The 22,092-nt window shown below is 73.9% G+C and carries 24 protein-coding genes; 17 read left to right on the top strand and 7 right to left on the bottom strand.

The window, feature by feature from the left end:
- Nucleotides 1-66 precede the first annotated feature (66 nt).
- Nucleotides 67-1,479, bottom strand: a complete 1,413-nt coding sequence (gene sthA, locus ACZ4TR_RS25920; RefSeq protein WP_364523178.1) for a Si-specific NAD(P)(+) transhydrogenase — start codon at nucleotides 1,477-1,479, stop codon at nucleotides 67-69.
- Nucleotides 1,480-1,569: 90 nt separating this feature from the next.
- Between sthA and ACZ4TR_RS25915 the strand changes: the two genes are divergently transcribed.
- From ACZ4TR_RS25915 to crcB, 4 genes are all read left to right on the top strand, one after another.
- A complete protein-coding gene (locus tag ACZ4TR_RS25915; RefSeq protein WP_465289391.1) occupies nucleotides 1,570-4,563 on the top strand; it encodes an ATP-binding protein in 2,994 nt (997 codons plus the stop codon).
- Nucleotides 4,564-4,644: 81 nt separating this feature from the next.
- Nucleotides 4,645-6,033, top strand: coding sequence for an FAD-binding oxidoreductase (locus ACZ4TR_RS25910; RefSeq protein ID WP_465289390.1), 1,389 nt, complete (start codon nucleotides 4,645-4,647; stop codon nucleotides 6,031-6,033).
- A gap of 95 nt (nucleotides 6,034-6,128) precedes the next feature.
- Nucleotides 6,129-6,539 carry a fluoride efflux transporter FluC gene (locus ACZ4TR_RS25905; protein ID WP_465289389.1) on the top strand — a complete coding sequence of 137 codons (411 nt, stop codon included), beginning with the start codon at nucleotides 6,129-6,131 and terminating at the stop codon, nucleotides 6,537-6,539.
- A complete protein-coding gene (crcB, locus tag ACZ4TR_RS25900) occupies nucleotides 6,536-6,910 on the top strand; it encodes a fluoride efflux transporter CrcB (RefSeq protein WP_465289388.1) in 375 nt (124 codons plus the stop codon). The genes ACZ4TR_RS25905 and crcB overlap by 4 nt, the downstream gene beginning before the upstream one ends.
- Here the strand turns inward: crcB and ACZ4TR_RS25895 are convergent.
- A complete protein-coding gene (locus ACZ4TR_RS25895) occupies nucleotides 6,907-7,881 on the bottom strand; it encodes an SDR family NAD(P)-dependent oxidoreductase (RefSeq protein ID WP_465289387.1) in 975 nt (324 codons plus the stop codon). The two genes, crcB and ACZ4TR_RS25895, sit on opposite strands and share 4 nt — an antisense overlap.
- Before the next feature lie 56 nt (nucleotides 7,882-7,937).
- Here ACZ4TR_RS25895 and ACZ4TR_RS25890 point away from each other — a divergent pair, with 56 nt between their 5' ends.
- The gene (locus ACZ4TR_RS25890; RefSeq protein WP_465289386.1) at nucleotides 7,938-8,507 is read left to right on the top strand and encodes a TetR/AcrR family transcriptional regulator; all 570 of its coding nucleotides are present in this window, start codon (nucleotides 7,938-7,940) and stop codon (nucleotides 8,505-8,507) included.
- Nucleotide 8,508: 1 nt separating this feature from the next.
- On the opposite strand, the gene ACZ4TR_RS25885 is transcribed toward ACZ4TR_RS25890, so the two are convergent.
- Genes ACZ4TR_RS25885 through ACZ4TR_RS25875 form a run of 3 tightly spaced genes read right to left on the bottom strand, consistent with a single transcriptional unit; the run spans nucleotide 8,509 to nucleotide 12,427 of the window.
- Nucleotides 8,509-9,459 carry an LLM class F420-dependent oxidoreductase gene (locus tag ACZ4TR_RS25885; protein WP_465289385.1) on the bottom strand — a complete coding sequence of 317 codons (951 nt, stop codon included), beginning with the start codon at nucleotides 9,457-9,459 and terminating at the stop codon, nucleotides 8,509-8,511.
- A complete protein-coding gene (locus ACZ4TR_RS25880; RefSeq protein ID WP_465289384.1) occupies nucleotides 9,456-11,555 on the bottom strand; it encodes a S9 family peptidase in 2,100 nt (699 codons plus the stop codon). Before ACZ4TR_RS25880 ends, ACZ4TR_RS25885 begins: the two co-directional genes overlap by 4 nt.
- A gap of 20 nt (nucleotides 11,556-11,575) precedes the next feature.
- Entirely contained in the window at nucleotides 11,576-12,427 is an 852-nt protein-coding gene (locus ACZ4TR_RS25875; RefSeq protein ID WP_465289383.1) for a PPK2 family polyphosphate kinase, read from the bottom strand.
- A gap of 160 nt (nucleotides 12,428-12,587) precedes the next feature.
- On the opposite strand from ACZ4TR_RS25875, the gene rocD reads away from it, so the two are divergent.
- Both rocD and ACZ4TR_RS25865 read left to right on the top strand, forming a co-directional pair.
- Nucleotides 12,588-13,820: an ornithine--oxo-acid transaminase gene (gene rocD, locus ACZ4TR_RS25870; RefSeq protein WP_364523197.1), complete on the top strand. Its 1,233-nt coding sequence runs from the start codon at nucleotides 12,588-12,590 to the stop codon at nucleotides 13,818-13,820.
- Between the two features lie 161 nt (nucleotides 13,821-13,981).
- On the top strand, nucleotides 13,982-15,340 hold the full coding sequence (locus tag ACZ4TR_RS25865) for a DUF2252 domain-containing protein (RefSeq protein ID WP_465289382.1): 1,359 nt from the start codon (nucleotides 13,982-13,984) through the stop codon (nucleotides 15,338-15,340).
- Here ACZ4TR_RS25865 and ACZ4TR_RS25860 read toward each other — a convergent pair.
- Complete coding sequence (locus ACZ4TR_RS25860) at nucleotides 15,337-16,212, bottom strand: FAD-dependent oxidoreductase (protein WP_465289381.1); 876 nt, start codon at nucleotides 16,210-16,212, stop codon at nucleotides 15,337-15,339. The two genes, ACZ4TR_RS25865 and ACZ4TR_RS25860, sit on opposite strands and share 4 nt — an antisense overlap.
- 81 nt (nucleotides 16,213-16,293) lie before the next feature.
- Here ACZ4TR_RS25860 and ACZ4TR_RS25855 point away from each other — a divergent pair, with 81 nt between their 5' ends.
- Nucleotides 16,294-16,845 carry a phosphatase PAP2 family protein gene (locus ACZ4TR_RS25855; protein WP_465289770.1) on the top strand — a complete coding sequence of 184 codons (552 nt, stop codon included), beginning with the start codon at nucleotides 16,294-16,296 and terminating at the stop codon, nucleotides 16,843-16,845.
- Here ACZ4TR_RS25855 and zapE read toward each other — a convergent pair.
- Nucleotides 16,799-17,818, bottom strand: coding sequence for a cell division protein ZapE (gene zapE, locus ACZ4TR_RS25850; RefSeq protein ID WP_465289380.1), 1,020 nt, complete (start codon nucleotides 17,816-17,818; stop codon nucleotides 16,799-16,801). The genes ACZ4TR_RS25855 and zapE overlap by 47 nt on opposite strands.
- An 89-nt stretch (nucleotides 17,819-17,907) precedes the next feature.
- Between zapE and ACZ4TR_RS25845 the strand changes: the two genes are divergently transcribed.
- From ACZ4TR_RS25845 to ACZ4TR_RS25805, 9 genes are all read left to right on the top strand, one after another.
- Nucleotides 17,908-18,645, top strand: coding sequence for a pyrimidine reductase family protein (locus tag ACZ4TR_RS25845; RefSeq protein ID WP_465289379.1), 738 nt, complete (start codon nucleotides 17,908-17,910; stop codon nucleotides 18,643-18,645).
- Nucleotides 18,642-19,196, top strand: a complete 555-nt coding sequence (locus ACZ4TR_RS25840) for an RNA polymerase sigma factor (RefSeq protein ID WP_465289378.1) — start codon at nucleotides 18,642-18,644, stop codon at nucleotides 19,194-19,196. The genes ACZ4TR_RS25845 and ACZ4TR_RS25840 overlap by 4 nt, the downstream gene beginning before the upstream one ends.
- Nucleotides 19,196-19,609 (top strand): Asp23/Gls24 family envelope stress response protein, encoded by a 414-nt coding sequence (locus ACZ4TR_RS25835; RefSeq protein ID WP_465289377.1) that lies wholly within the window; start codon nucleotides 19,196-19,198, stop codon nucleotides 19,607-19,609. The genes ACZ4TR_RS25840 and ACZ4TR_RS25835 overlap by 1 nt, the downstream gene beginning before the upstream one ends.
- 90 nt (nucleotides 19,610-19,699) lie before the next feature.
- Nucleotides 19,700-20,137 carry an Asp23/Gls24 family envelope stress response protein gene (locus ACZ4TR_RS25830; protein WP_364523219.1) on the top strand — a complete coding sequence of 146 codons (438 nt, stop codon included), beginning with the start codon at nucleotides 19,700-19,702 and terminating at the stop codon, nucleotides 20,135-20,137.
- Nucleotides 20,134-20,391 (top strand): hypothetical protein, encoded by a 258-nt coding sequence (locus ACZ4TR_RS25825; protein ID WP_465289376.1) that lies wholly within the window; start codon nucleotides 20,134-20,136, stop codon nucleotides 20,389-20,391. Before ACZ4TR_RS25830 ends, ACZ4TR_RS25825 begins: the two co-directional genes overlap by 4 nt.
- Before the next feature lie 41 nt (nucleotides 20,392-20,432).
- Entirely contained in the window at nucleotides 20,433-20,609 is a 177-nt protein-coding gene (locus ACZ4TR_RS25820) for a hypothetical protein (protein ID WP_043781197.1), read from the top strand.
- Entirely contained in the window at nucleotides 20,606-20,956 is a 351-nt protein-coding gene (locus ACZ4TR_RS25815; RefSeq protein ID WP_465289375.1) for an Asp23/Gls24 family envelope stress response protein, read from the top strand. The genes ACZ4TR_RS25820 and ACZ4TR_RS25815 overlap by 4 nt, the downstream gene beginning before the upstream one ends.
- Nucleotides 20,957-20,958: 2 nt before the next feature.
- Nucleotides 20,959-21,495 (top strand): DUF6286 domain-containing protein, encoded by a 537-nt coding sequence (locus ACZ4TR_RS25810; protein WP_465289374.1) that lies wholly within the window; start codon nucleotides 20,959-20,961, stop codon nucleotides 21,493-21,495.
- Nucleotides 21,492-22,091 carry an Asp23/Gls24 family envelope stress response protein gene (locus ACZ4TR_RS25805; RefSeq protein WP_364523225.1) on the top strand — a complete coding sequence of 200 codons (600 nt, stop codon included), beginning with the start codon at nucleotides 21,492-21,494 and terminating at the stop codon, nucleotides 22,089-22,091. Before ACZ4TR_RS25810 ends, ACZ4TR_RS25805 begins: the two co-directional genes overlap by 4 nt.
- Nucleotide 22,092: the final 1 nt, after the last annotated feature.

The raw sequence follows: 22,092 nt of genomic DNA, 5'->3' as shown, positions 1-22,092 counted from the left end.
AGACGAGTGTCAAACCGGTTCGCCGCAGGCGAATCCGGGTGGTGCTGGTGTGGCCGCTGAGGCGGTTCAGGACGTGAAGCGGTCCAAGGCGCGGATCTTGTTGGTCGCGTCCAGCGCCGCGACCTTGTACGCCTCCGACAGCGTGGGGTAGTTGAACACCGCGTCGACGAGGTAGTCGACCGTGCCGCCGCAGCCCATCACCGCCTGTCCGATGTGGACCAGGTCGGTCGCGCCCGTGCCGAACACGTGCACGCCCAGCAGCTTGCGGTCCCTGGTGGACACCAGCAGCTTCAGCATCCCGTAGCTGTCGCCGGTGATCTGGCCGCGCGCCAGCTCGCGGTAGCGCGCGATGCCGACCTCGTACGGCACCGACGACGACGTCAGCTGGGCCTCCGTCGCGCCGACGTACGAGATCTCCGGGATCGTGTAGATCCCGATCGGCTGCAGCGCGCCGAGGCCGTTCGCCGGTTCGCCGAACGCGTGGTACGCCGCGAGCCTGCCCTGGTCCATCGACGTCGCCGCCAGGGCCGGGAAGCCGATCACGTCGCCGACCGCGTACACGTGCGGGACCTCGGTGCGGTAGTTCTCGTCGACCACGAGCCGGCCGCGCTCGTCGGCCGCCAGGCCCGCCGCGTCCAGGGCCAGCTCGCCCGTCATGCCCTGGCGCCCCGCCGAGTACATGACGCCGTCGGCCGGGATGCGCTTGCCGCTCACCAGCGTCGTGATCGTCGCGTCGTCGGACACCGCGACGTCCGCGACCTTCTCGCCGAAGCGGAACGTGACACCGAGGTCGCGCAGCTGGAACTTCAGCGACTCCACGATCTCGGGGTCGCAGAAGTCGAGCATCTGGTCGCGCTGCTCCACCACGGTGACCCGCGAGCCGAGCGCGGCGAACATCGACGCGTACTCGATGCCGATCACCCCGGCGCCGACCACGACGAGCGACGACGGGATCTGCTCCAGGCGCAGGATTTCGTCGGAGTCCAGCACGCGGGCGGCGTCGAAGTCGACGTGCCCCGGCCGGGCCGGCCGGGTCCCGGTGGCGATCACGATGTAGTCCGCGCTCAGCGTCCGCCGGTCGCCGACGTGGCGCCCTTCGACGACGATGGTGTGCGGGTCGGCGAACGAGCCGGTGCCGGCGATCAGGTCGACGTGGTTGCGCATCAGCTGCGCGCGCACCACCTGGACCTCGCGCCCGACGACGTGCTGGGTGCGCGCCAGCAGGTCGGCGATCGTGATGTCCTGCTTGACGCGGTAGCTCGCGCCGTACAGCTCGCGCTGGTTCATGCCGGTCAGGTAGAGCACCGCTTCGCGCAGGGTCTTGGACGGGATCGTGCCGGTGTTGACGCACACCCCGCCGACCATGTCGTGCCGGTCCACGACCGCCACCCGCTTGCCCAGTTTCGCCGCGGCGATCGCGGCCTTCTGGCCGCCGGGGCCCGAACCGATGACGATGAGGTCGTACTCGTGCTCGCTCACGACGTCGAGCCTGCGCACCCGGGCGCCCCGGCGCAACCCCCCGCCGGTGAAGATCCGCGCGCGAAGCCGTCTCGGGGCTAGCGTAGCCGGGTGCTGCGGGTGTCACTGCTCGGCGAGCAGGTGATCGCCGACGACGAGACCGGTGCCGTGCTGACACGGTCGCCGCGCTCGGTCGCGCTCGTGGCCCACCTCGTCGTGCACGCCGGCCGGGCGCAGCCCCGGCGGCTGCTCGCCGGGCTGTTCTGGCCGGACTCCACCGACGCGCAGGCCCTCACGAACCTCCGCCGCGAGCTGCACCAGCTGCGCCGGGTGCTGGGCGACCCGCCCTCGCTGGCCGTCACCGGGCACGACCTGACCTGGCGGGACACCCCGTCGAGCCGCGTGGACGTGCGGGAGTTCGACGTCGCCCGCCGGGCCGCGCTGGCCGCGGCGGACCCGGGCGAAGTGGCCGCCCACGCGCGGACCGCCCTCGCGGCCTACCGCGGCGAGCTGCTGCCCGGGCTGGCCGACGACTGGGTCCTGGCGGCCCGCGCCGAGCTCGACCGCGAGTGCGTCGAGCTGTGCGACCTGCTCTGCCGGACACCGGCGGGCGATCCGGCGGTCGCGCTCGAGGCGGCCCGCCGCCGGATCCGGCTGCGCCCGCTGGAAGAGACCGGTTACCGGACGCTGATGGGGCTGCAGGCCGACGCCGGCGACCGGGCGGGCGCGGTGAGCACCTACCACCGGTGCGCGTCGGTCCTCGAACGCGAGCTCGGCGTCGTCCCGGCCGAGCCGACCCGCGCGGCGCTGCGCCGGCTGCTCGCGCGGCCGGACCCCGAACCCCGGCGGGCGGCGGCGCCCGGGCTCGTGGGCCGGGCCGCCGAACTGGCGCGGCTCGCCGAGCGGTGGCGGGCGGCCGCGGCGGGCCGCGCGGGGATCGTCCTGGTGCGCGGGGACGCCGGCGTCGGCAAGACCCGCCTCGTCGCCGAGCTCGCCGCGCTGGCCCGCGCGGAAGGCGCGGTCGTCGCCGTCGGCCGCTGTTTCGGCACCGCGGGCCGGGTCGCGCTGGCGCCGGTGGCCGACTGGCTGCGCACACCAGCCGTACAGCGCGCGGCGACGTCGCTGGGCCCGGTGTGGCGGACCGAGGTCGACCGGCTGCTGCCGGATTCGCGCCCGCCCGCGCGCGGGCACCCGACGATCGACGCGTGGCAGCGCCTGCGGTTCTTCGAAGGGCTGGCCCGCGCGCTCACCGCCGGCGGGCGGCCCGTGCTGCTGGTGCTGGACAACGTGCAGTGGTGCGACGAAGAGACACGCGCGTTCCTCGCCTTCTGCCTCGGCCTGCTGCCGGACGCGCCGCTGCTGGTCGCCGGGACGCTGCGCGACGGCGACCACGACCCGGGCGTCGCGACCTGGACCACCCGGCTGCGCGACGACGGCAAGCTGACCGAGCTGCCGCTGAGCCCGTTCGACGCCGTCGGCACCGCGCGCCTCGGCGAAGCGGTGGCCGGGCGGCCGCTGTCCGAGCCGGACCGCGCGCTGCTGCACGCGGCCACCGGCGGGTTCCCGCTGTACGTCGTGGAAGCCTTGCGCACCCACGATTCTCCGCCGTCCGGCCGCCTGACCGGCGTGCTGCGGGCGCGGCTCGAGCAACCCGGCCCGGCGGCCCGCGAGGTCGCCGGGCTCGCCGCCGCGGCCGGCCGGGACTTCACCCTGGAGCTGCTCACCGAGGCGAGCGACCTCGACGCGGACACCGTCGTCGACGCGGTCGACGAGCTGTGGCGGCGCCGGATCGTGCGCGAGTTCGGCGGCGGCTACGACTTCGCCCACGACTTGCTGCGCGAGGCCGCGTACCAGCTGGTCAGCCCGCCCCGGCGGTGGCTGCTGCACCGGCGGCTGGCCCAGGGCATGGAGCTGCTGCACGCCGACGACACCGACGCCGTGGCGGCGCAGCTGGCCGAGCAGTACGCCCGCGGCGGGCGGCCCGACCGCGCGGTCGCCCACTACCGGCGGGCCGCGGCCGTGGCCGCCGGGACGTTCGCCCACGCCGAGGCGATCCGGCTGCTGAAGGAGGCCCTGGCCCTCGTCCGGGCGCGGCCGGCGAGCGCCGGGCGCGACCGCGCGGAGCTCGCCGTCCTCGAAGCGCTCGCCGGGCCGCTCAACGCCCACCAGGGGTACTCCTCGCCCGAGCTGCAGCACGTCCTGGAACGGTCGCTCGCGCTCGCGGAGACCTCGGGCAGCAAGGAGTCCGCGCTGACGGCGCTGCTCGAACTGTGGTCGTCCCGGTTCGTCCAGGGCCGGACCGCGGAGGCGCACGAAGCGGCCGAACGCGCCTTGGCGCTCCTGGCACCCGGGACGAGCGCCGAACAGGACGGCTCGGCGCACTTCATCGTCGCGGGCTCGTCGCTGACCCTCGGGCGCGACCCGGCCGAGGCGCTGCGGCACTTCGAACTGGGCGCGGACCGCACGCGCGGCGCGTCGTCGTGGCCGATCGGCACCCGGCCGGACGTGCACGGGCCGGCCTGGGCGGCGCACGCCCACTGGCTCCTCGGCCAGGACGAGGCCGCCCTGGCGAGCAGCGCCGCCGCGGTCGCGCTGGCCCGGGAGATCGAGCAGCCCTACAGCCTGGCCATCGCCCTGGCGTACGCCGGCATCACCCACCAGCTGCGCCGCGACCGGCGGGCGCTGTGGGCGGCCGTCGCCGAGCTGCACGCGCTGTGCGACCGGTACGGCTTCGCCTACTACCGGGAATGGGCGCTGGTGCTGGGCGGCTGGTCCCGCGGCGGCGCGGCCGGGCTGGCCGCGGCCCAGGAGGGCGTCGCCCACCTCAAGGCCGAAGGATCGTTCGCCCGGATGCCGTACTGGCTGTCGCTGGTCGCCGAGCTGTCGGGGCCCGAGGCGGCCCGCGCGACGCTGGACGCCGCGCTCGCCGCCGGGGAGGCGCGGGACGACCGCTGGTGGCTGCCGGAGGTGCTGCGGCTGCGGGCGGCCCACGACGCCGACGCGGTGCCCCGCCTGCGGGCGGCCGCGGAGCTGGCCCGCGCCCAGGGCAGCGTCGCCCTGGTGCGGCGGGTGGAGGCGGACCTCGGCGTCCGGCCGCCGCCCTGACCTGCGGCGAACGGACCGAACGCTGCGCGAACGCCGCGTGCCTACGTTCTCCTCGGGTAGGGGAAATCCGAGAGGGGCACCATGACCACCACCGCTCTGCCGCACGAGGAACTGGCCACCGCGCTGCGCGGCGACCTGATCACGCCGGCCGACCCGGGCTTCGACGAGGCCCGCGCCGTGTACAACGCCATGATCGACAAGCGGCCCGCGGCGATCGCCTACTGCCGCGACACCGCCGACGTCGTCGCCTGCGTCCGCTACGGCCGGGCGCAGGGCCTGGACATCGCCGTGCGCGGCGGCGGCCACAACGCGGGCGGCCTCGGCGTCGCCGACGGCGCGCTGGTCATCGACCTGTCCGGGCTGCGCAGCACGACCGTCGACCCGGTCGGCCACACCGTCCGCGCCGACGCCGGGTGCACCTGGGGCGACGTCGACCACGCGACGGTCGCGTTCGGGATGGCGACGCCGTCGGGCATCGTCGGGTCGACCGGCGTCGCGGGGCTGACGCTCGGCGGCGGCATCGGCTACCTGGCGCGGCGGTTCGGCCTGACGATCGACAACCTGCTGGGCGCGGACGTTGTCCTCGCCGACGGCTCCTTCGCGCACGCTTCGGAGTCTTCGCACCCCGACCTGTTCTGGGCCCTGCGCGGCGGCGGCGGCAACTTCGGCGTCGTCACGTCGTTCACCTTCCGCTGCCACGACATCGGCGAGCGCGGCACGGTCATCGGCGGGCCGGTGCTGTACGACCTGGGCGACACGCCGGACGTGCTGCGCTGGTACCGCGAGCTGCTGCCGTCCCTGCCCGAAGAACTGAGCGGCTGGTTCGGCCTCCTGACGATCCCGCCCGCGCCGCCGTTCCCGGAGGAGCTGTGGGGACGCAAGGCGTGCGGCATCATCTGGTGCTACACGGGAGCGCACGACAAGGCCGGCGAGGTGCTGGCACCGGTGCGCTCGTTCGGTTCGCCGTTGCTGGTCGGCTTGCACGACATGCCGTACACGGCGCTGCAGAGCGCGTTCGACGGGCTGTACCCGGCGGGGCTGCAGTGGTACTGGCGGGCGGACGTGTTCCACGAGATCTCCGACGCGGCGATCGACATCCACCTGAAGCACGGCTCGGGACTGCCGTCGATGCACTCGTCGATGCACCTCTACCCGATCGACGGCGCGGCGAGCCGGGTGGCGTCCGGCGCGACGGCGTTCCCGCACCGGTCCGGCGGGTGGTCGGGCGTGATCGTGGGCGTCGACCCGTCACCGGCCAACGCGGCGGAGATTTCCCGGTGGACGCGGGACTACTGGGAGGAGCTGCACCCGACTTCGGCGGGCGGGGCGTACGTCAACTTCATGATGGAGGAGGGCCAGGACCGGGTGAAGGCGTCGTACGGCGCCAACTACGAGCGCCTGGCGGCCATCAAGCGGCGGTACGACCCGGAGAACGTGTTCCACGTCAACCAGAACATCCGTCCGGTGTAACGCGCGGCGCGGCGGCCGGGTGGAGGGCCCGGCTTTCGTCGAGCCGGTACTCGTCAGGGGCGGAAGGGCCGCCGGGGTAGGTTCACCGCCGGGAGGTGATCAGCGTGCCCGCGACCCGGTGGGACGTCCTGCTCGCGATCGGCGCCGGCGGCGCGCTGGGCAGCCTCGCCCGGTACGGCCTGTCGGTGGCGATCCCGCACGCCCGCGGGGAGTTCGCCGTCGCGACACTGCTCACCAACGTGCTCGGCTGCCTGCTCATCGGCGTCCTGATGGCGCTGCTGACGACCGCCGCGCACCCCCACCGCCTGCTCCGGCCGTTCCTCGGCATCGGGATCCTCGGCGGCTTCACGACCTTCTCCACCTTCGTGACCGACACCCTCGACGCGGCGACGACCGGGCGGGTTCTGGCTTCGCTCGCCTACGTGCTGGGGTCGGTGGCGCTCTGCCTGGCCGCGGTGGCGGCCGGCCTCACGGCGACCCGCGCGCTGGCGGGGCGGCCCGGGTGACCCTGGTGCTGGTGGCCCTCGGCGGGGCGGCGGGCTCGATCCTCCGCTACCTGACCGACCGGCGCGTGCGGGCGTGGCGGGACTCGCCGTTCCCGTTCGGGACGCTCACGGTCAACCTCGTGGGCTCGTTCATCCTGGGCTTCCTGAGCGGCTGGCTCCTGCACGGCGCGGAGCCGTCGTCGGTCCGGTCGCTGGTGGCGGTGGGCTTCTGCGGCGGCCTGACGACGTTCTCGACGTTCGGCTACGAGACCGTCCGGCTGGTCATGGAGAAGGCGCGGCCGTACGCGGTGCTGAACGTGCTGGTGACGGTGGTCGCGGGCCTGGCTTCGGGTGCCCTGGGGCTGCTCCTGGCCACCGCGGTCTTCGCCTAGGCGAGTCCGGTCAGCTCGGCCGACAGCGCCCAGAGGCGGTCCGCGAGGGCCGCGTCCAGCGCCCATTCCTTGACCCCGTGCGGGTGGTCGGCGAGGTCGGCGTCGTCGGGGACGAGGTAGGCCTCCTGACCGTCGTCGAGGTAGTGCCCGCCGGTGCGGGCGAACTGCGGCGCGACGGCGGCGACGACGCTGGTCGCCGCACCCTGCGCGACGGTCTTGTAGGCGAAGATCCCGGCCGCCTCGGCCGCGGCGAGGGACTGCTTCTGCGCCTCCGTGAAGTCGCGCTGCAGCCCGGTCGCGACGCCGCCGGGGTTCACCGCGTTCGCGAAGATGCCGTCGGCCGCCCACCGCTGGGTGGCTCCCACCGCGAACAGCGAGTTCGCGGTCTTCGACCGGGCGTAGGCGATCTGGGGGTCGTAGTCCCGGCGCTCGAAGTGCGGGTCGTCGAAGTCGACGCCGGCGCGCATGTGCGCGGTCGAGCTGACCGCGACGATCCGCGCCTCGCCGCGGTCCGCGGCCCCGTCCGCGAGGGCGTCACGCAGGCCGTGAGCGAGGCCGAAGTGGCCGAGGTGGTTCGTCGCGAACTGCAGTTCCCACCCCTCCCGGGTCCGGGCCAGGCCGCCGGTCACGAGCCCGGCGTTGGCGACGAGCAGGTGGAGCGGGCCGGCCCAGTCGTCGGTGAACCGGCGGACGGACGCCTGGTCGGCGAGGTCGAGCGGCCGGACGCGAGGACGGATCGCCGCACCCGAGTCCGCGATGGCGGCGGCGACCGCCTCGCCACCGGCGAGGTCGCGGACGGCGAGCGTCACCTCGGCGCCGGCGGCGGCCAAGACCCGGGCCGTTTCGGCCCCGAGGCCCGAGGACGCGCCGGTCACGACCACGCGGACGCCGGACAGGTCGAGGCCGGCCACGACCTCGGCCGCGGTGCTGGTGGCGGTGAAAGGAGTGCGGATCAGTTCGGCTGAGGTCATGAGACAACTATACGAACTAAGCAGAAGTTGTAAAGTGCGTCTGCTAGGCTCGCCTCATGGCTCCTGCCGCATCGAACGCACCATCGAACGCCGCCGAGGCCGGCCGCCGTGAGGCGGTGCTCGAGTCGGCGTTGCTCACCTTCGCCCGCCACGGCTACCGGAAGGCCTCCATGGAGGAGGTCGCCCGCGCGGCCCGGATCTCGCGGCCGGGCTTGTACTTCCTGTTCGAGTCCAAGGAAGCGCTGTTCCGGGCCGCGGTCGGCCGGGCGCTCGAGGAGGACCTGGCCGCGGCCGGGCGCATCCTCGCCGACACCGGCCGTCCCCTGCCCGAGCGGCTCATCGGCGCGTTCGACCGGTGGACCGGGCGCTACCTCGGACCACTGAGCCGGGACGTGACCGGCGTCATCGAGCAGAACCCGGACCTGCTCGGCGAGCTGACCAAGACCGCGCCGGCGCGCTTCGAGCGGCTGATCACCGACGCGGTGGCCGAGACGGCGGACCGCGAGAAGGCGGTCCGCGTCGCCCAGACCTTGATCAGCGCGTCGATCGGGGTGAAGCACCAGGTCGAGACGCGCGAGGCGTACCTCGAGCGGCTCGCCGCCGCGGTGGCCCTGCTCGTCGGCTGAGTCAGCGCGGCGCCAGGCCCCGCACCTGCTCGAACGGATCCCCGCCCGTCGGCAGCAGCGCGATGATCGGCGTCGTCAACCCGTTGTCCACATAGGACTGCACCTGCTCGCGGCACGACTCGACGCTGCCGTGGATCACCAGGTCGTCGACGACCGCGTCCGGGATCACCTGGTTCGCCTTCTGCCGATCCCCGGCCGCCCACGCTTCGTGCATCGGCGCCAGCGCTTCGCCGCGGCCGAGCCAGTCGTGGAACGCCGCGTACACCGGAACCGTCAGGTAGCTCGAGATCAGCATCCGGCCCAGGCCGCGTGCCGCCTCCGCGTCCTCCGTCGGGCAGACGAAGATCCGGGCCGCCAGCTCGACGTCCGGCCCGATCACCGAACGCACCTTGGGGACGTCGGACGCCGCCAGCCAGTTGGTGATCGCACCGTCCGCTTCGCGCGCCGCCAGGCGGAGCATGCCCGGGCGCAGGGCCGCCAGCATGATCGACGGCGGCGGGTCGGCCGGGCGCTCCAGCCGGAACTTCGAGACGGCGAACGTGTCGTACTTCTCGCTGACCTTCTCCCCCGCCAGCGCGGAACGCAGGAACCGCAGCGTGTCCCGCGAGCGCGCGAACGGTTCTTCGAAGGGAGCTGCGTTCCAGCTCGAGACGATCACCGGCGACGACGCGCCGATGCCGAGGACGAACCGGCCCGGGGCCAGCTCCGCGACCGTCGCCGCCTGCATCGCCAGCAGGCCGGGCCCGCGCGTGTAGACCGGGACGATCGCCGTGCCCAGCCGCAGCTGCGGCGCCCACTGCGAGGCCAGGACCAACGGCGTGAACGCGTCCGTGCCGGCCGTCTCGGCCGTCCACGCGTCGGTGTAGCCCAGGTCCGGCAGCTGTTCGACCAGCTCGCGGTGTGCCGTCAGCGGCACCCCGGTCAACGGGATCGTGAGGCCCCAGCGACTCATGCAGTCTCCTTCTCCACGGCGGAAAGCTCGCGCAGCAGCCAGTCCACCTGCGTGCGCATCAGGTTCTCCGCGACCTCTTCGGCCTGCGGCGTCATGTGGGTGGCACCCGCCAGCGGCAGGAAGACGTGCGACCGCCCCTTCGCCAGCAGCGCCGACGACAGCCGCAGCGAGTGCGCGACGAACACGTTGTCGTCGGCCAGCCCGTGCACGATCAGCAGTGCGCGGCTCAGCTCCGCGGCGCTCTCGATCAGCGAGTTGTGCGCGTAGCTCTCCGGCTCGTCCTGGGGCTTGCCCAGGTACCGCTCGGTGTAGTGCGTGTCGTACAGCGACCAGTCGGTGACCGGCGCGCCCGCGACCGCCGCGTGGAAGACGTCCGGCCGCCGCAGCACCGCCAGCGCCGAGAGGTACCCGCCGTAGGACCAGCCGCGGATCGCGACACGCTCGACGTCCAGCTCGGGGAACCGCGCCGCGGCCGCCTGCAGCGCGTCGACCTGGTCCTGCAGGGTGACGTCGGCGAGGCGCCCGTGGATCTCGCGCTCCCACACCGCACCGCGCCCGGGCGTGCCGCGGCCGTCCGCGACGAGCACCGCGAAGCCCTGGTCGGCGAGCCACTGCGACGTCAGGAACGCGTTGCGGCTCTGCAGGACGCGCTGGGCGTGCGGGCCGCCGTACGGGTCGAGCAGCACCGGCAGCTTGCCTTCGCTCGGCTCGTAGCCGCGCGGCAGGAGCAGCGCCGCGCGCAGGCCGCGCTCCCCCAGCGTCAGCCAGGTCAGGTTCGGCACGATGTCCGGGTCCACAGTGGACGAGGCGATCGACGCGGCTTCCGCGCCGTCCCGCAGCACCGAGACGCGCGGACCGCTGTGCTCGAGGCTCCACGACGAAAGCACGGTGACCGCGGCGGACCCCGCCCCGACGTGCACCCCGTCCACAGTGGACAAGCGCCGGACCGACGAGCCTTCGGTGCGGAACACGTGGATCTGCGTCGGGTCGTCCTCCGAGGCGCTGAAGAGGATCTCGTCGCCGACGTCGAGCACGGCCCGCAGCTGCAGCCCGGCCGGGGTGACGGGCTCGCCGCCGACGAAGAGCCGGTGGTCGCCGTCGACCATGCCCTCGACGACGAGCCGCCCGTCCGGCGTCCAGGCCGGGACGCCGCCGACGATGTCGATCCAGTGCTGGTCGGTCGCGGTGTGCACGACCGACATGGTGCCGTCGGTGACGTCGAGGGCGAGCACGTCCATCCGCTTCTGGTCGCGCGGCTCGACAGACAGCAGCGGCGCGCCGCCGGCCGACCAGTGCACCGAGGCCAGGTACTCCCAGTCACCGGGGGCGACGTCCACGCGGGAGCCGTCCAGCCCGAGCACCGCCAGGGACACGAGCGCGTTCGTGGTGCCCGCGGCCGGGTACGCGACGACGTTCGCGGGGTGCTGCGGGTTGGCCGGGTCGGCGATGGTCCAGCGCGGCACCGGGCCGCGGTCGGAGCGCTCGGCCAGCAGGCTGCGGCCGTCCGGGGACCACCAGTAACCGCGGGTGCGGTCCATCTCCTCGGCCGCGATGAACTCGGCGAGGCCCCAGGCGATGTCCTCGCCGTCCTCCTCGACGAGGACGCGGTCGTCGCCGGTGGCCAGCTCCAGCACGTGCAGCCGCCGGTTCTGCACGTAAGCGACGTGCGTCCCGGACGGGTTCGGGCGCGGGTCGATCACCGAGCCGTCCACGCGCAGCGTCACCTCGCCGGACGCGAGATCCAGGGTGTAGAGCTTGCCCGAGAGCGAGAACGCGGCGACGGTGAAGCCGGCGTCGACGCTGTAGTGGACGACGCCGCCGCCGGTCTCGCGGGCGCGTTCGCGCCGCGCCTGCTCCTCGGCGGGGAGCTCCTCTTCGCCCGGCAGCAGCTCGACGGCGTCGACGAGCTTCGTCTCGGCGCCGGTGGCCAGGTCGGCCGACCAGAGGCTGTGCCGGGGGTCGGTGCCCGACTCCGCGCGCAGGAACAGCACGCGCGAGGCGTCCGGGGCGACCCGGAACTCCTTGGGCGCGCCGAGGGTGAAGCGCTGGGTCCGGGCCTGCTTGCGGAGGAACGGGAGGTCGTCGACATCGGTCACGTCCGCACTCTTTCAGACGATCACGACGGGACGCCAACACCCTTCAGCTTCGCCAGCTCCGCGGCGACGTCGAAGCCCGGGTCCGGGAACCGCGGCTTCAGGTCCGCGAGGGTTTCGATGAGCAGCTCGGCGACGGCCCAGTTCCGGTACCACTTGTGGTCGGCGGGCACGGCGTGCCAGGGCGCGTGCGGGGTCGACGTCTTCTCGAAGATGTCCGCGTAGGCCTCCTGGTAGGCCGGCCAGTGCGAACGCGCTTCGAGGTCGCCCGGGTTGTACTTCCAGTGCTTCCCGGGCGTCTCCAGCCGGGCCTTCAGCCGCTTGAGCTGCTCTTCCGGCGAGATGTGCAGGAACACCTTGACGACGGTCGTGCCCGCGTCCGCCAGCTCCTGCTCGAAGGCGTTGATCTCGGCGTAGCGGCGGCGGCGCTCGGCCGCGGTGAGCAGCCCGGACACGCGGGGAACCAGGATGTCCTCGTAGTGCGAGCGGTCGAACACGCCGATCTGGCCGGCCACCGGCAGCTGCTTGCGGATCCGCCAGAGGTAGTGGTGGCGGCGCTCGGCCGGCGTCGGCGCCTTGAACCCGGCGTAGCGGACGCCCATCGGGTTGACCAGGCCGAGCACGTGCGAGACCGTGCCGCCCTTGCCGGAGGTGTCCATGCCCTGCAGCACGAGCAGGACGCTGCGCCGGCCGCCGCCGACGCCCTCGGCGTAGAGCGCCTCCTGCAGCGTGGACAGGCGCTCGCCCGCGCTTTCGAGCTTCGCGAGGGCCTTGGGTTTCTTGCCGGGCCCGACCGGCGCCGAGCCCGGATCGGGCAGCTCCCCGGTGACCCGCAGCGCGTCCCGGACCCGGCTTCCGTCGTCCTTCTTGGCCATCCCGCGACGATAGCCACTCGGGCGGTGGCTTTCCTGTCGACGCACCCGGGAGCCCGCCCGCAGCGATTCGGGGGTCGAAGCCGCGGATTGCGCAACGAACAACGGGTGAAAGCAATGATTCCCGGCTGAACTCTGCGTGTTCTGCCTCTAACCTGAACGTATGACGACGTTCGCCGGCCGGGAGACCGCCGCCCCCACCGCCGCGAGCTTCATCGAGCTCGACGAGCGGTGGAGCACGCACAACTACCACCCGCTGCCCGTCGTGATCGCCGAAGCCGCCGGCGCTACGGTCACCGACGTCGAAGGCCGGTCCTACCTGGACTTTCTGTCCGGGTACTCGGCGCTGAACTTCGGCCACCGCCACCCGGACCTCGTCGCCGCCGCGGTCGAGCAGCTCGGCCGCGTCACGCTGACGTCGCGGGCGTTCCACCACGACCAGCTGGGCCTGTTCTGCCGTGAGCTGGCCGAGCTGACCGGCACCGAGCTCGTGCTGCCGATGAACTCGGGCGCCGAGGCCGTCGAGTCCGCCGTCAAGATCGCCCGCAAGTGGGCGCACCGGATCAAGGGCGTGCCGGACGGCACGGCCGAGATCATCGTGGCCGGCTCGAACTTCCACGGCCGGACCACCACGATCGTCTCGTTCTCGACCGACGAGACCGCGCGTGCGGACTTCGGCCCGTTCACGCCGGGCTTCGTCACGGTGAAGTACGGCGACGCCGCCGCGCTGCGCGACGCGATCACGCCGCGCACGGCCGCGGTGCTGCTGGAGCCGGTCCAGGGCGAGGCCGGCGTCATCGTGCCGCCGGAGGGCTACTTCGCCGACGTCCGCGCGGCGTGCGACGAGCACGGCGTGCTGCTGATCGCCGACGAGATCCAGTCCGGCCTGGCCCGCACCGGCACGGTGCTGGCGCTCGACCACGAAGGCGTCCGCGCGGACCTCTACACGCTGGGCAAGGCCCTCGGCGGCGGCATCCTGCCGGTATCGGCGGTGGCCGGGCGCCGCGACGTGCTGGGCGTGCTGAAGCCGGGCGAGCACGGCTCGACCTTCGGCGGCAACCCCCTGGCCTGCGCGGTCGGGCGCGCGGTGGTCAAGCTGCTGAACACGGGTGAGTTCCAGCAACGGTCGACGGAACTGGGCGCGCACCTCCAGACGCGGCTGGGCGAGCTGATCGGCACCGGGCTGTCCGAGGTCCGCGGGCGCGGGCTGTGGGCGGGCATCGACATCGCCCCGGGCGGGCCGTCCGGCCGCGAGGCGTCCGAGGCGCTGGCGACGCGCGGCGTGCTCTGCAAGGAGACGCACGAGCGCACGCTGCGGGTGGCGCCGCCGCTGGTGATCACCCGCGAGGAGCTGGACCGCGGCATCGACGCGATCGCCGCGGTCATCCGCCCCTGAACCACCGGATGCCGCCGGGTGAGCCTCCCACCCCGGCGGCATCCGGAGCACAACGTCCTGCACCCCGAAGCCGTGAATGGCACATTGAGGGACTTCAAGTCCGTGAATGTGCCATTCACGGCTTTCGGGGACATTCGGTCCGGATGGGACGTTGGGTGGGTATGGGATCAGGGGACTGGGTGGAGCGGCCGCTCGTCGGCGCCGACAGCGTCACGCCGGCCGAGCTTTACGAACGGGGGAAGCGGCTCCGGGACAAGACTCCCGCCGCCGTGCACGACCACGAGGCCGCCGGGGCAGACCGGCCGAGCCCGAAGCAGTACTTCGACGCCAGCGACGCCGGCCGGCTCCCCGAGCTGACCGAACTGCGCCGGGAACGCATGCTCGCGTCGCCGTTCACCTTTTTCCGCGGCGCCGCCGGGCTGATGGGCGCCGACCTCGCCGGCACGCCGTCGTCCGGGCTCACCGCGCAGCTGTGCGGCGACGCCCACGCCGCCAACTTCGGGCTCTACGGCACGCCCGAAGGCAAGATCGTGATGGACATCAACGACTTCGACGAGACCGTCCCGGGCCCGTGGGAATGGGACCTCAAGCGGCTCGCGGCCAGTCTCGTGCTCGCCGGCCGCGAGGGCGGCATCGGCGATTCCGGTTGCCGCGAAGCCGCCGAAGACGCCGTGAAGTCCTACCGCCGCACCATCCGCGCGCTCGCCGACCTGCCGTTCCTGCGCAGCTGGAACGCGCTGCCGGACTCGTCGGTGCTGTCGAAGGCCCGCGCGGACGAGCTGATCGACGACTTCGCCGACGCCGCCGAGAAGGCCCGCAAGAACGACAGCGCGAAGGTCTCCGCGAAGTGGACCGAGCGCATCGACGACCACGAGACCGGCCTGGCTCGTCACCGGTTCGTCGAGGACCCGCCGGTGCTGACCCACGTCGACGATGCGACCGCGGAGGCCGTCGCCGCCGGCCTGGTGTCCTATGTGGACACCCTGCGCGAGTCGCGGCGGACGCTCATCGCGCGGTACCGGATCGCCGACGTCGCCTTCCGCGTGGTCGGCACCGGCAGTGTCGGGCTGCGCAGCTACGTCGCCCTGCTGCACGGCAACGACGACGAAGACCTGGTGCTGCAGGTGAAACAGGCGCAGAAGCCCGCGCTGGCGCCGTACCTGGACCTCCCGGAGGCCGAGCACGAAGGACGCCGGATCGTCGACGGCGCCCGGCTGGTGCAGGCCGAGACCGACGTCCTGCTCGGCTGGACCACGATCGACGGCGTCCCGTACATCGTCCGCCAGTTCCGGAACCTCAAGGGCGACATCGACCCGTCGGAGCTGGAGCGCGACCACCTCGACGACTACGGCCGCCTGGCGGGTGCCCTGCTGGCTCGCGCCCACACGCGCTCACTGCACCCGAAGCTCCTCGCGGGCTACTTCGCCGACGACTCCGAACTGGACGAAGCGTTGGGCGCGTACGCGGTGCGGTACGCCGACCGGACGGAAGCCGACCACGCCGCCTTCTCGGCGACCTAGGTCGCCACCAAAGCCGCGACGTCGGCCGCGCAGCCCCACGCCAACGTGATCCCCGAACCGCCGTGGCCGTAGCAGTGCACGACCTCGCCCACCCGTTCCAGCCGCACCACCGGCCGGAACGGGCGCAGGCCCACCGCGGACCGCAGCACCTCCGCACCCGCCAAGGCCGGGACCAGCTCGCGGCAGCGGCGCACGATGTCCGCCGTCACGCCCGGGTTGGGCTCGACGTCACCGCGGCCCGGCTCCTCCGTGCCGCCGCAGACCACGTGGCTGCCGTGCGGGATGACGTACGTGACGCCCGGGCCCGTCTCGTCGACCACGAACTCCGTCAGGCCCGGGTCGCTCAGGTGCACGACCTGCCCGCCGACCGGGACCATCGAGCCGTCGCCGGCCAGGGGGCCCGCGCCGAGGCCCGCCGCGTTGACCACCGGGCCGAGGTCCGCCAGCGACGTCAGCGACCGGTACTCGACGCGCGCGCCCAGCGAGACCACCTGAGCCAGCAGCCACTCCAGGTACACCGGCGGGTCGACCAGGGCCGTCGTGAACACCAGGTGGCCGCCGTCGCGCACCGGGTCGATCATCGCCGGCAGCCACTGCGGCTCGGGTTCGCCCGGGGCCAGCAGGACCCGCCCGCGGCGGAAGCGCACCCCGGGCGCCTCCTGCGCGCGCAGCACGGCCAGGGTCTCGGCGGTCCAGCGCACGATCCGCTTGTCCGGGCGGCGCACGGGCGGGTACAGCACCCCGCCCGCGGTCGCCGACGTCGTCTCCCCCGGCGGAGCCGCCGCGACGACCGTGACGTCGTGTCCCGCGCCGGCCAGCCGGTACGCGCAGCTCAGGCCGATGATCCCGGCCCCCGCCACCGTGATGTGCATCCGTTCCTCCTCTCCCGGCATCGTGGCAGACGGGTGCGTCACGGAGTCACGGCTACCCTCTCGCGGGTGAGGACGATGTGGGTGCCGGCCGCGGTCTGCGGGCTGCTCGCGGTGCTGCTGGGGCTGCCGTTCGCCGGCGGGACCACGCCCGGCGCCGTGGACGCGACGGTCGCCGGCTGGATAGCGCACCTGAGCCCGGGCGTGCTGCGGGCGCTGGTCCTGCCGACCGAGCCGTACGTGGTGCTCCCCCTCGGCGTGCTCGCCGTGGTGCTGTGCCTGCGCGCCGGTCGGCGGACGGACGCGGTGTTCGCGCTCGGCGCGCCCGTGCTGGCGATCCTGCTGACGAGCTGGCTGCTGAAGCCGCTCTACGACCGGTGGAAGAACGACACGCTGGTCTACCCCAGCGGCCACACGGTGAGCCTGGTCGCGGTGCTGACCGTGCTCGTCCTCGTCACGCGCAGGGTGTCCGTCGTGGTGCTCGCCGCACTGGCGCTGTCCGCCGCGACGATCGGCCTGGTCGGGATGGGGTACCACTACCTGACCGACGTCGTCGGCGGGACGCTGTTCGCGGTCGCCGTCGTGCTGCTCACGTGGCCGGCGCCGCGTCCCGAGCCAGCGCCGTCAACCGGCTGACCGCGCGCAGGTACTTCTTGCGGTAACCGCCGTTGACCATCTCCTCGGTGAACAGCGACGGCAGCGGCTCCCCCGAGACGACCACCGGGATCGCCCGGTCGTAGAGCCGGTCGGCGAACGCGACCAGCCGCAGGGCCACGTTCTGGTCCGGCGCCGGGTGGACACCGCGCAGGTGCACGCGGGTGACCCCGTCGAGCAACCGGCCGTAGCGCGAAGGATGCAGCGAAGCCAGGTGCTCGCACAGCGCCTCGAAGTCGTCCACAGTGGACCCTTCGTGCGCGGCGACGGACTCCTCGAGGACGTCGGGCGGGACCGGCGGCGGCGCGTCCGGCAGGCCGCGGTGGCGGTAGTCCGGGCCGTCGACGCGCACCACGCCGAACCGGGCCGACAGCGACTGGATCTCGCGCAGGAAGTCCTCGGCGGCGAACCGGCCCTCACCGAGTTTCTCCGGCAGCGTGTTCGACGTCGCCGCGATGTGCACGCCGGCGTCCATGAGCTCCTGCAGCAGCCGCGTGACCAGCGTGGTGTCGCCCGGGTCGTCCAGCTCGAACTCGTCGATGGCCAGGATCCGGTGCTCCGAGAGCCGCCGCACGGCCTCGGCGAAGCCCAGCGCGCCGACCAGGTGGGTCAGCTCGACGAACGTGCCGTACGCCTTGGGCGAGGGCGCCGCGTGCCAGGCCGAAGCGAGCAGGTGGGTCTTGCCGACGCCGAACCCGCCGTCCAGGTAGAGCCCCATCGGCCCGGCCGGCTCCGAAGAACCGCCGAAGAGCTTGAAGCGCTTCTTCTCCTTGCGCGCGCCGACCTTGGCGGCGAACGCCGAGCAGGCCTCGACCGCGGCGGCCTGGCTGGGCTCGTCCGGGTTCGGGATGTACGTGTCGAACCGGACCGCGTCGAACCGCGGGGGCGGCACCAGCGCACCGATCAGCTCGTCGGCGGACAGCTCGGGACGGCGGTCGGTGAGGTGCGCGGGCATGGTCGCAGAGCCTAACGGCGCCGCGCGACCCGGCGAGCGGCGATGTCCCCCGGTCGAGACGCACTTCACGCCCATGCTGGGATTGTCGCGTGCGGAGCGTGTGGCCCTCTTCGACGGGCGAACTGACCGGGGCCGACCTCGAGGAGATCTACGCCTACCCGGCGGCGGTCGACCGCCCCTGGGTGCAGGTCAACTTCGTCGCCTCGGCCGACGGCGCCGTCGAGGTCGACACGACGTCGGCGGGCCTTTCGCACGCCGCCGACCGGCGGGTCTTCCTGCTCGGGCGCGACCTCGCCGACGTGATCCTGGTCGGCGCCGGCACCGCCCGCGCCGAGGACTACCGCGGGGTCGTCGCGGGCCCGAAGCGCCTGGAACGCCGCCGCCGGCTCGGATTCGACGGCGTCCCGCCGATCGCCGTCGTGACGCGCACCGCGGAGCTCGACCCGGCGTCGCGGCTGTTCACCGAGACCGTCGTACCCCCGATCGTGGTCACCACGGAGTCCGCGCCGACCGGCGCCCTCGAAGCCGCCGGGGCGGAGATCCTGCGCGCGGGCACCGGCGACGTCGACGTCCGGCGCGCGCTCGAGCTGCTCGCCGCGCGCGGGCTGCGCCGCGTCGCCTGCGAGGGCGGGCCGCGGCTGTTCGGCCGGCTCGTCGCGGACGACCTCGTCGACCAGCTGTGCCTGACCGTCGCGCCGCTGCTGGTGGCCGGCCCGGCGGCCCGGATCGCCGCGGGACCGGTGGCCGTGCCGCGGCGGCTCGCGCTGGCGTCGATCCTGGTCGAGGACGGCTTCACGTTCCTGCGTTACCGCCGGGACGCGGGGTGAGCGACGACGCCGGCCTGGTCACCCGGGCCGCGGCCGGCGACGACACCGCGTTCGGCGCGCTCGTGCGGCGGCACACCCCGCGGATGTACCGCGTCGCGCTGCGGATCACCGGCAGCGCCGCCGAAGCCGAGGACGTCGTGCAGGATTCGTGGCTCGCCGCGTGGCGCTCCCTCGCGTCCTTCCGGCACGAGTCCGCGGTGTCGACCTGGCTCTACCGCGTGGTCACCAACAGCGCGCTCGCGCTGCTGCGCCGTCGCCGTCCCACGGTCTCCCTCGACGAGCCCACCGACCGGTCCACTGTGGACAGTGCGCTGCTCGCCGCCGCGGTCCCGGGCCCCGAAGGCCGCGTCGTGCGAGCCGAGGAGGTCGACGCGGTGCTGCGCGCGATCGGGCGGCTGGAGGTGTCGCAGCGCGTGCCGCTGGTGCTGCGCGAACTGGAGGGCCTGAGCTACGAAGAGGTCGCCGAGGTGCTCGACGTGAACGTCGGCGCCTTGCGCTCGCGGCTGCACCGGGCCAGGGTGGCGCTGCTCGCCGAATTGAGGGAGCGGTGATGGCCGAGCTTCAGGACCCCGAGCGGGACCCCCGCTGGGACGCCGTGCGCGCCGCGGCCCGGCGCCGGGTGCCGACGCCGCCCGGGCTGGTCGAACGCGTGCTGCGGGCCGTCGCGCGCGGCCACCGGACGGCCGTGGAGGTGCCCGGCGAGACGGGCAGCCTGCGCGTCACCGAAAACGTCGTCGCGCGGCTCGCCTCGGCGATCGCCGCCGAGCGGGCGCCCGGCGAGGTGCGGGTTTCGGCCGTCGCGGTCGAGGACGACGCCGTGCAGGTGCTCGTGTCGGTGCGGTTCGGCGTCGCCGCCGACGCGGTGGCCGAAGCGCTGCGGCAGGAGATCACCACGGAGCTGTCCCACCGGCTCGGCGTCGCCACGACGGTGAACGTGCACGTCGTGGACGTCCACCGCGGCTAGCCGTTCCCCCGATCGGGGGACCTTGCGTGAGGTTCTCGCCTTCGCGGGCATCGTACGGGCGAGAGACCGCCGCGAGAGGAGCCCGCACGCATGCACCCGGAACGGACCGAAAGCCCCGGCACGGTGACCCCGCTCAACGAAGACGGCGCCGCCGGCCGCACCACGATCTCGTCGGTCGTCGTGCAGAAGGTGGCCGGCCTGGCCACCCGCGAGGTCGCCGGGGTGCACGCCCTGGGCGGCGGCGGGGTGTCGCGCGCGCTCGGCGCCCTGCGCGAACGCATCCCCGGCTCCGGCACGGTGACGACCGCCGGCGTCGCGGTGGAGGTCGGCGAGAAGCAGACGGCGATCGACCTCGACGTCGTCGTCGAGTACGGCGCGCGCATCGCGGACGTCGCCCGCGCGGTGCGGCGCAACGTGATCACCGCCGTCGAGCAGATCACCGGGCTCGAGGTGATCGAGGTGAACATCGCCGTCAACGACATCCACCTGCCGGGCGAGGAAGAGCCCGAATCGACGCGGGTGGAATGACCGGGCGCGGCACGGGCGACGCGGCGGGCCGGGCGGCCTTCCGCGCGTTCGTGCGCGCGCACCACCCGGACGTGGGCGGCGATCCGGCGGAGTTCGCGGCCGGGCTGGCCCGGTTCCGGGCGGAGTCCGCCCGGGTGTCCGAAGTGGACTCCCGCTACGACGCCCCGGTGAGCTTCGTCGAGCGCCGCCGCGGGATCGCGGCCGTCGTGGCGCGGTTCCGCCGCCGCCGCCGCCGTCCGCCCCGGGTGCGCTGAGGCGCACCTTCCGTACCGTCCAAGCCGTCCTAGGAGGACATGTGAACGCAACGCAGACCGGGCTCCTGGCCGGGCTGATCCTCGGCCTGGCCGCGACCCAGGGGTTCACCGCGTTCCTGGTGACCCTGGCCCTCGGCATCATCGGCCTGGTCGCCGGCCGGGTCCTCGACGGCGAGCTCGACCTCGGCGAGCTCTTCGGCAAGGGCCGCGACAAGTGAGCCGCGTCCTGGACGTGCCGCGCGAGCTCGCCGAACCGGCCGAGCGCGGCACGCTCACCGTCGGGCACGCCGTGGTGCGCAAGGTCGCCCAGCACGCCGCCGACCAGGTCCCGGGCACCACGCGCGACGGCAAGAAGGGTGCCAAGGCCAAGGTCGGCGGCCTCGACAACGACGTCGACCTCGCGCTCGACCTCGCGCTGCGGTACCCGGCGCCGGTGCGGACGGTCGTCGACGTCGTGCGGGAGAAGGTCACCGACGAGGTCGAACTGCTCACCGGCTACCGCGTGCGGACCCTGGCCGTGACGGTGTCCGCGCTCCTGCCGGACGTGCCACCGAGGGTGCGGTAGCCGTGCGCCCGCTCGTCCGCCTCCTGTCCGCCCTGCTCGCCCTGGCCTTCGCGGCCGCCGGCGCGCTGCTCGCGCTCGAAGTCGGCTGGCACTGGTGGCGCCCGGCCTCGGGCCCGCTGCTCGTGCCGTGGCCGCGCTGGCAGGCCGGACTGGCGTCGCTGGGCTGGGACGCCTACGCGGTGCGCGTCGGCGCCGGCTTGGTCGCCGCCGCCGGCCTGGTCCTGCTGCTGTGCGCGCTGGCCGCCAAGAGCCGCGCGATCCGGCTCACCGACCCGGCCGACGAGGTGAGCGTCTCGACGTCGCCGCGTTCGCTGGCCCGGCTGGTCGGGCTCGCCGTGCGCGCGCAGGACAACGTCGCCGGCGCGACGGTCACCGCGAGCGCCCGCCGCGTCCGCGTCCGCGCGAAGAGCGCCCTCGAAACCGAAGGCGAGCTGCGGCCGCGCCTGCTGGCGACGGTGTCCGCACTGCTCGACGACGTCCCGCTCGTGCGGCGGCCGAAGGTCTCGGTCGTCGTCGACTCCCCCAAGGACCGCCGATGACGAAGTCCGTCGCCGCGAAGGCGCTTTCCCGGTCATACACCGGCGAACGCACGCTGACGTTCCTCGTCGGGCTGTTCGCCCTGCTCGGCGGAGCGCTCGCCCTGGTGGTCGGCTTCGGCGTGCTCGGCGAGTTCCGCGGCCGCCGGCCGCTGCTCGACCCGATGGCCCTCGAGTGGCTCGGCGGCCACGCCACGCCCGCCCGGATCGTCGCGATCGTGCTCGGCGTCCTGCTGCTCGTGCTCGGCCTGCGGGGGACGCTGCGGTCGCTGCGCCCGGAGCCGCGGCCCGACGTGGACCTCGACCGCACCGAAGGCGCGGAGCTCGTCGTCACCGCCGCCGCGATCTCCGGCGCGGTCCAGGCCGACGCGGAACAACTCGACGGCGTCAGCCGGGCCCGGGTCCGCGCGGTCGGCTCGCGGACGGCTCCGGCGTTGCGCGTCACGCTGTGGCTGCACGAGGGCACGGACCTCAAGAGCGTCTGGGAAGACCTGGACGCGCGCGTCCTGACGAGGGCGCGGGAGTCGCTCGGGCTCGACGTCCTGCCCACCGCCGTGCGCCTGGAACTCGACACGAGCGCGCCGAAACGCGTGCGCTGAG

The organism is Amycolatopsis sp. NPDC028719 (assembly GCF_055565395.1).
The sequence above is the reverse complement of the archived record's forward strand: the minus strand, read 5'-3'. Positions and strand labels throughout refer to the sequence as shown.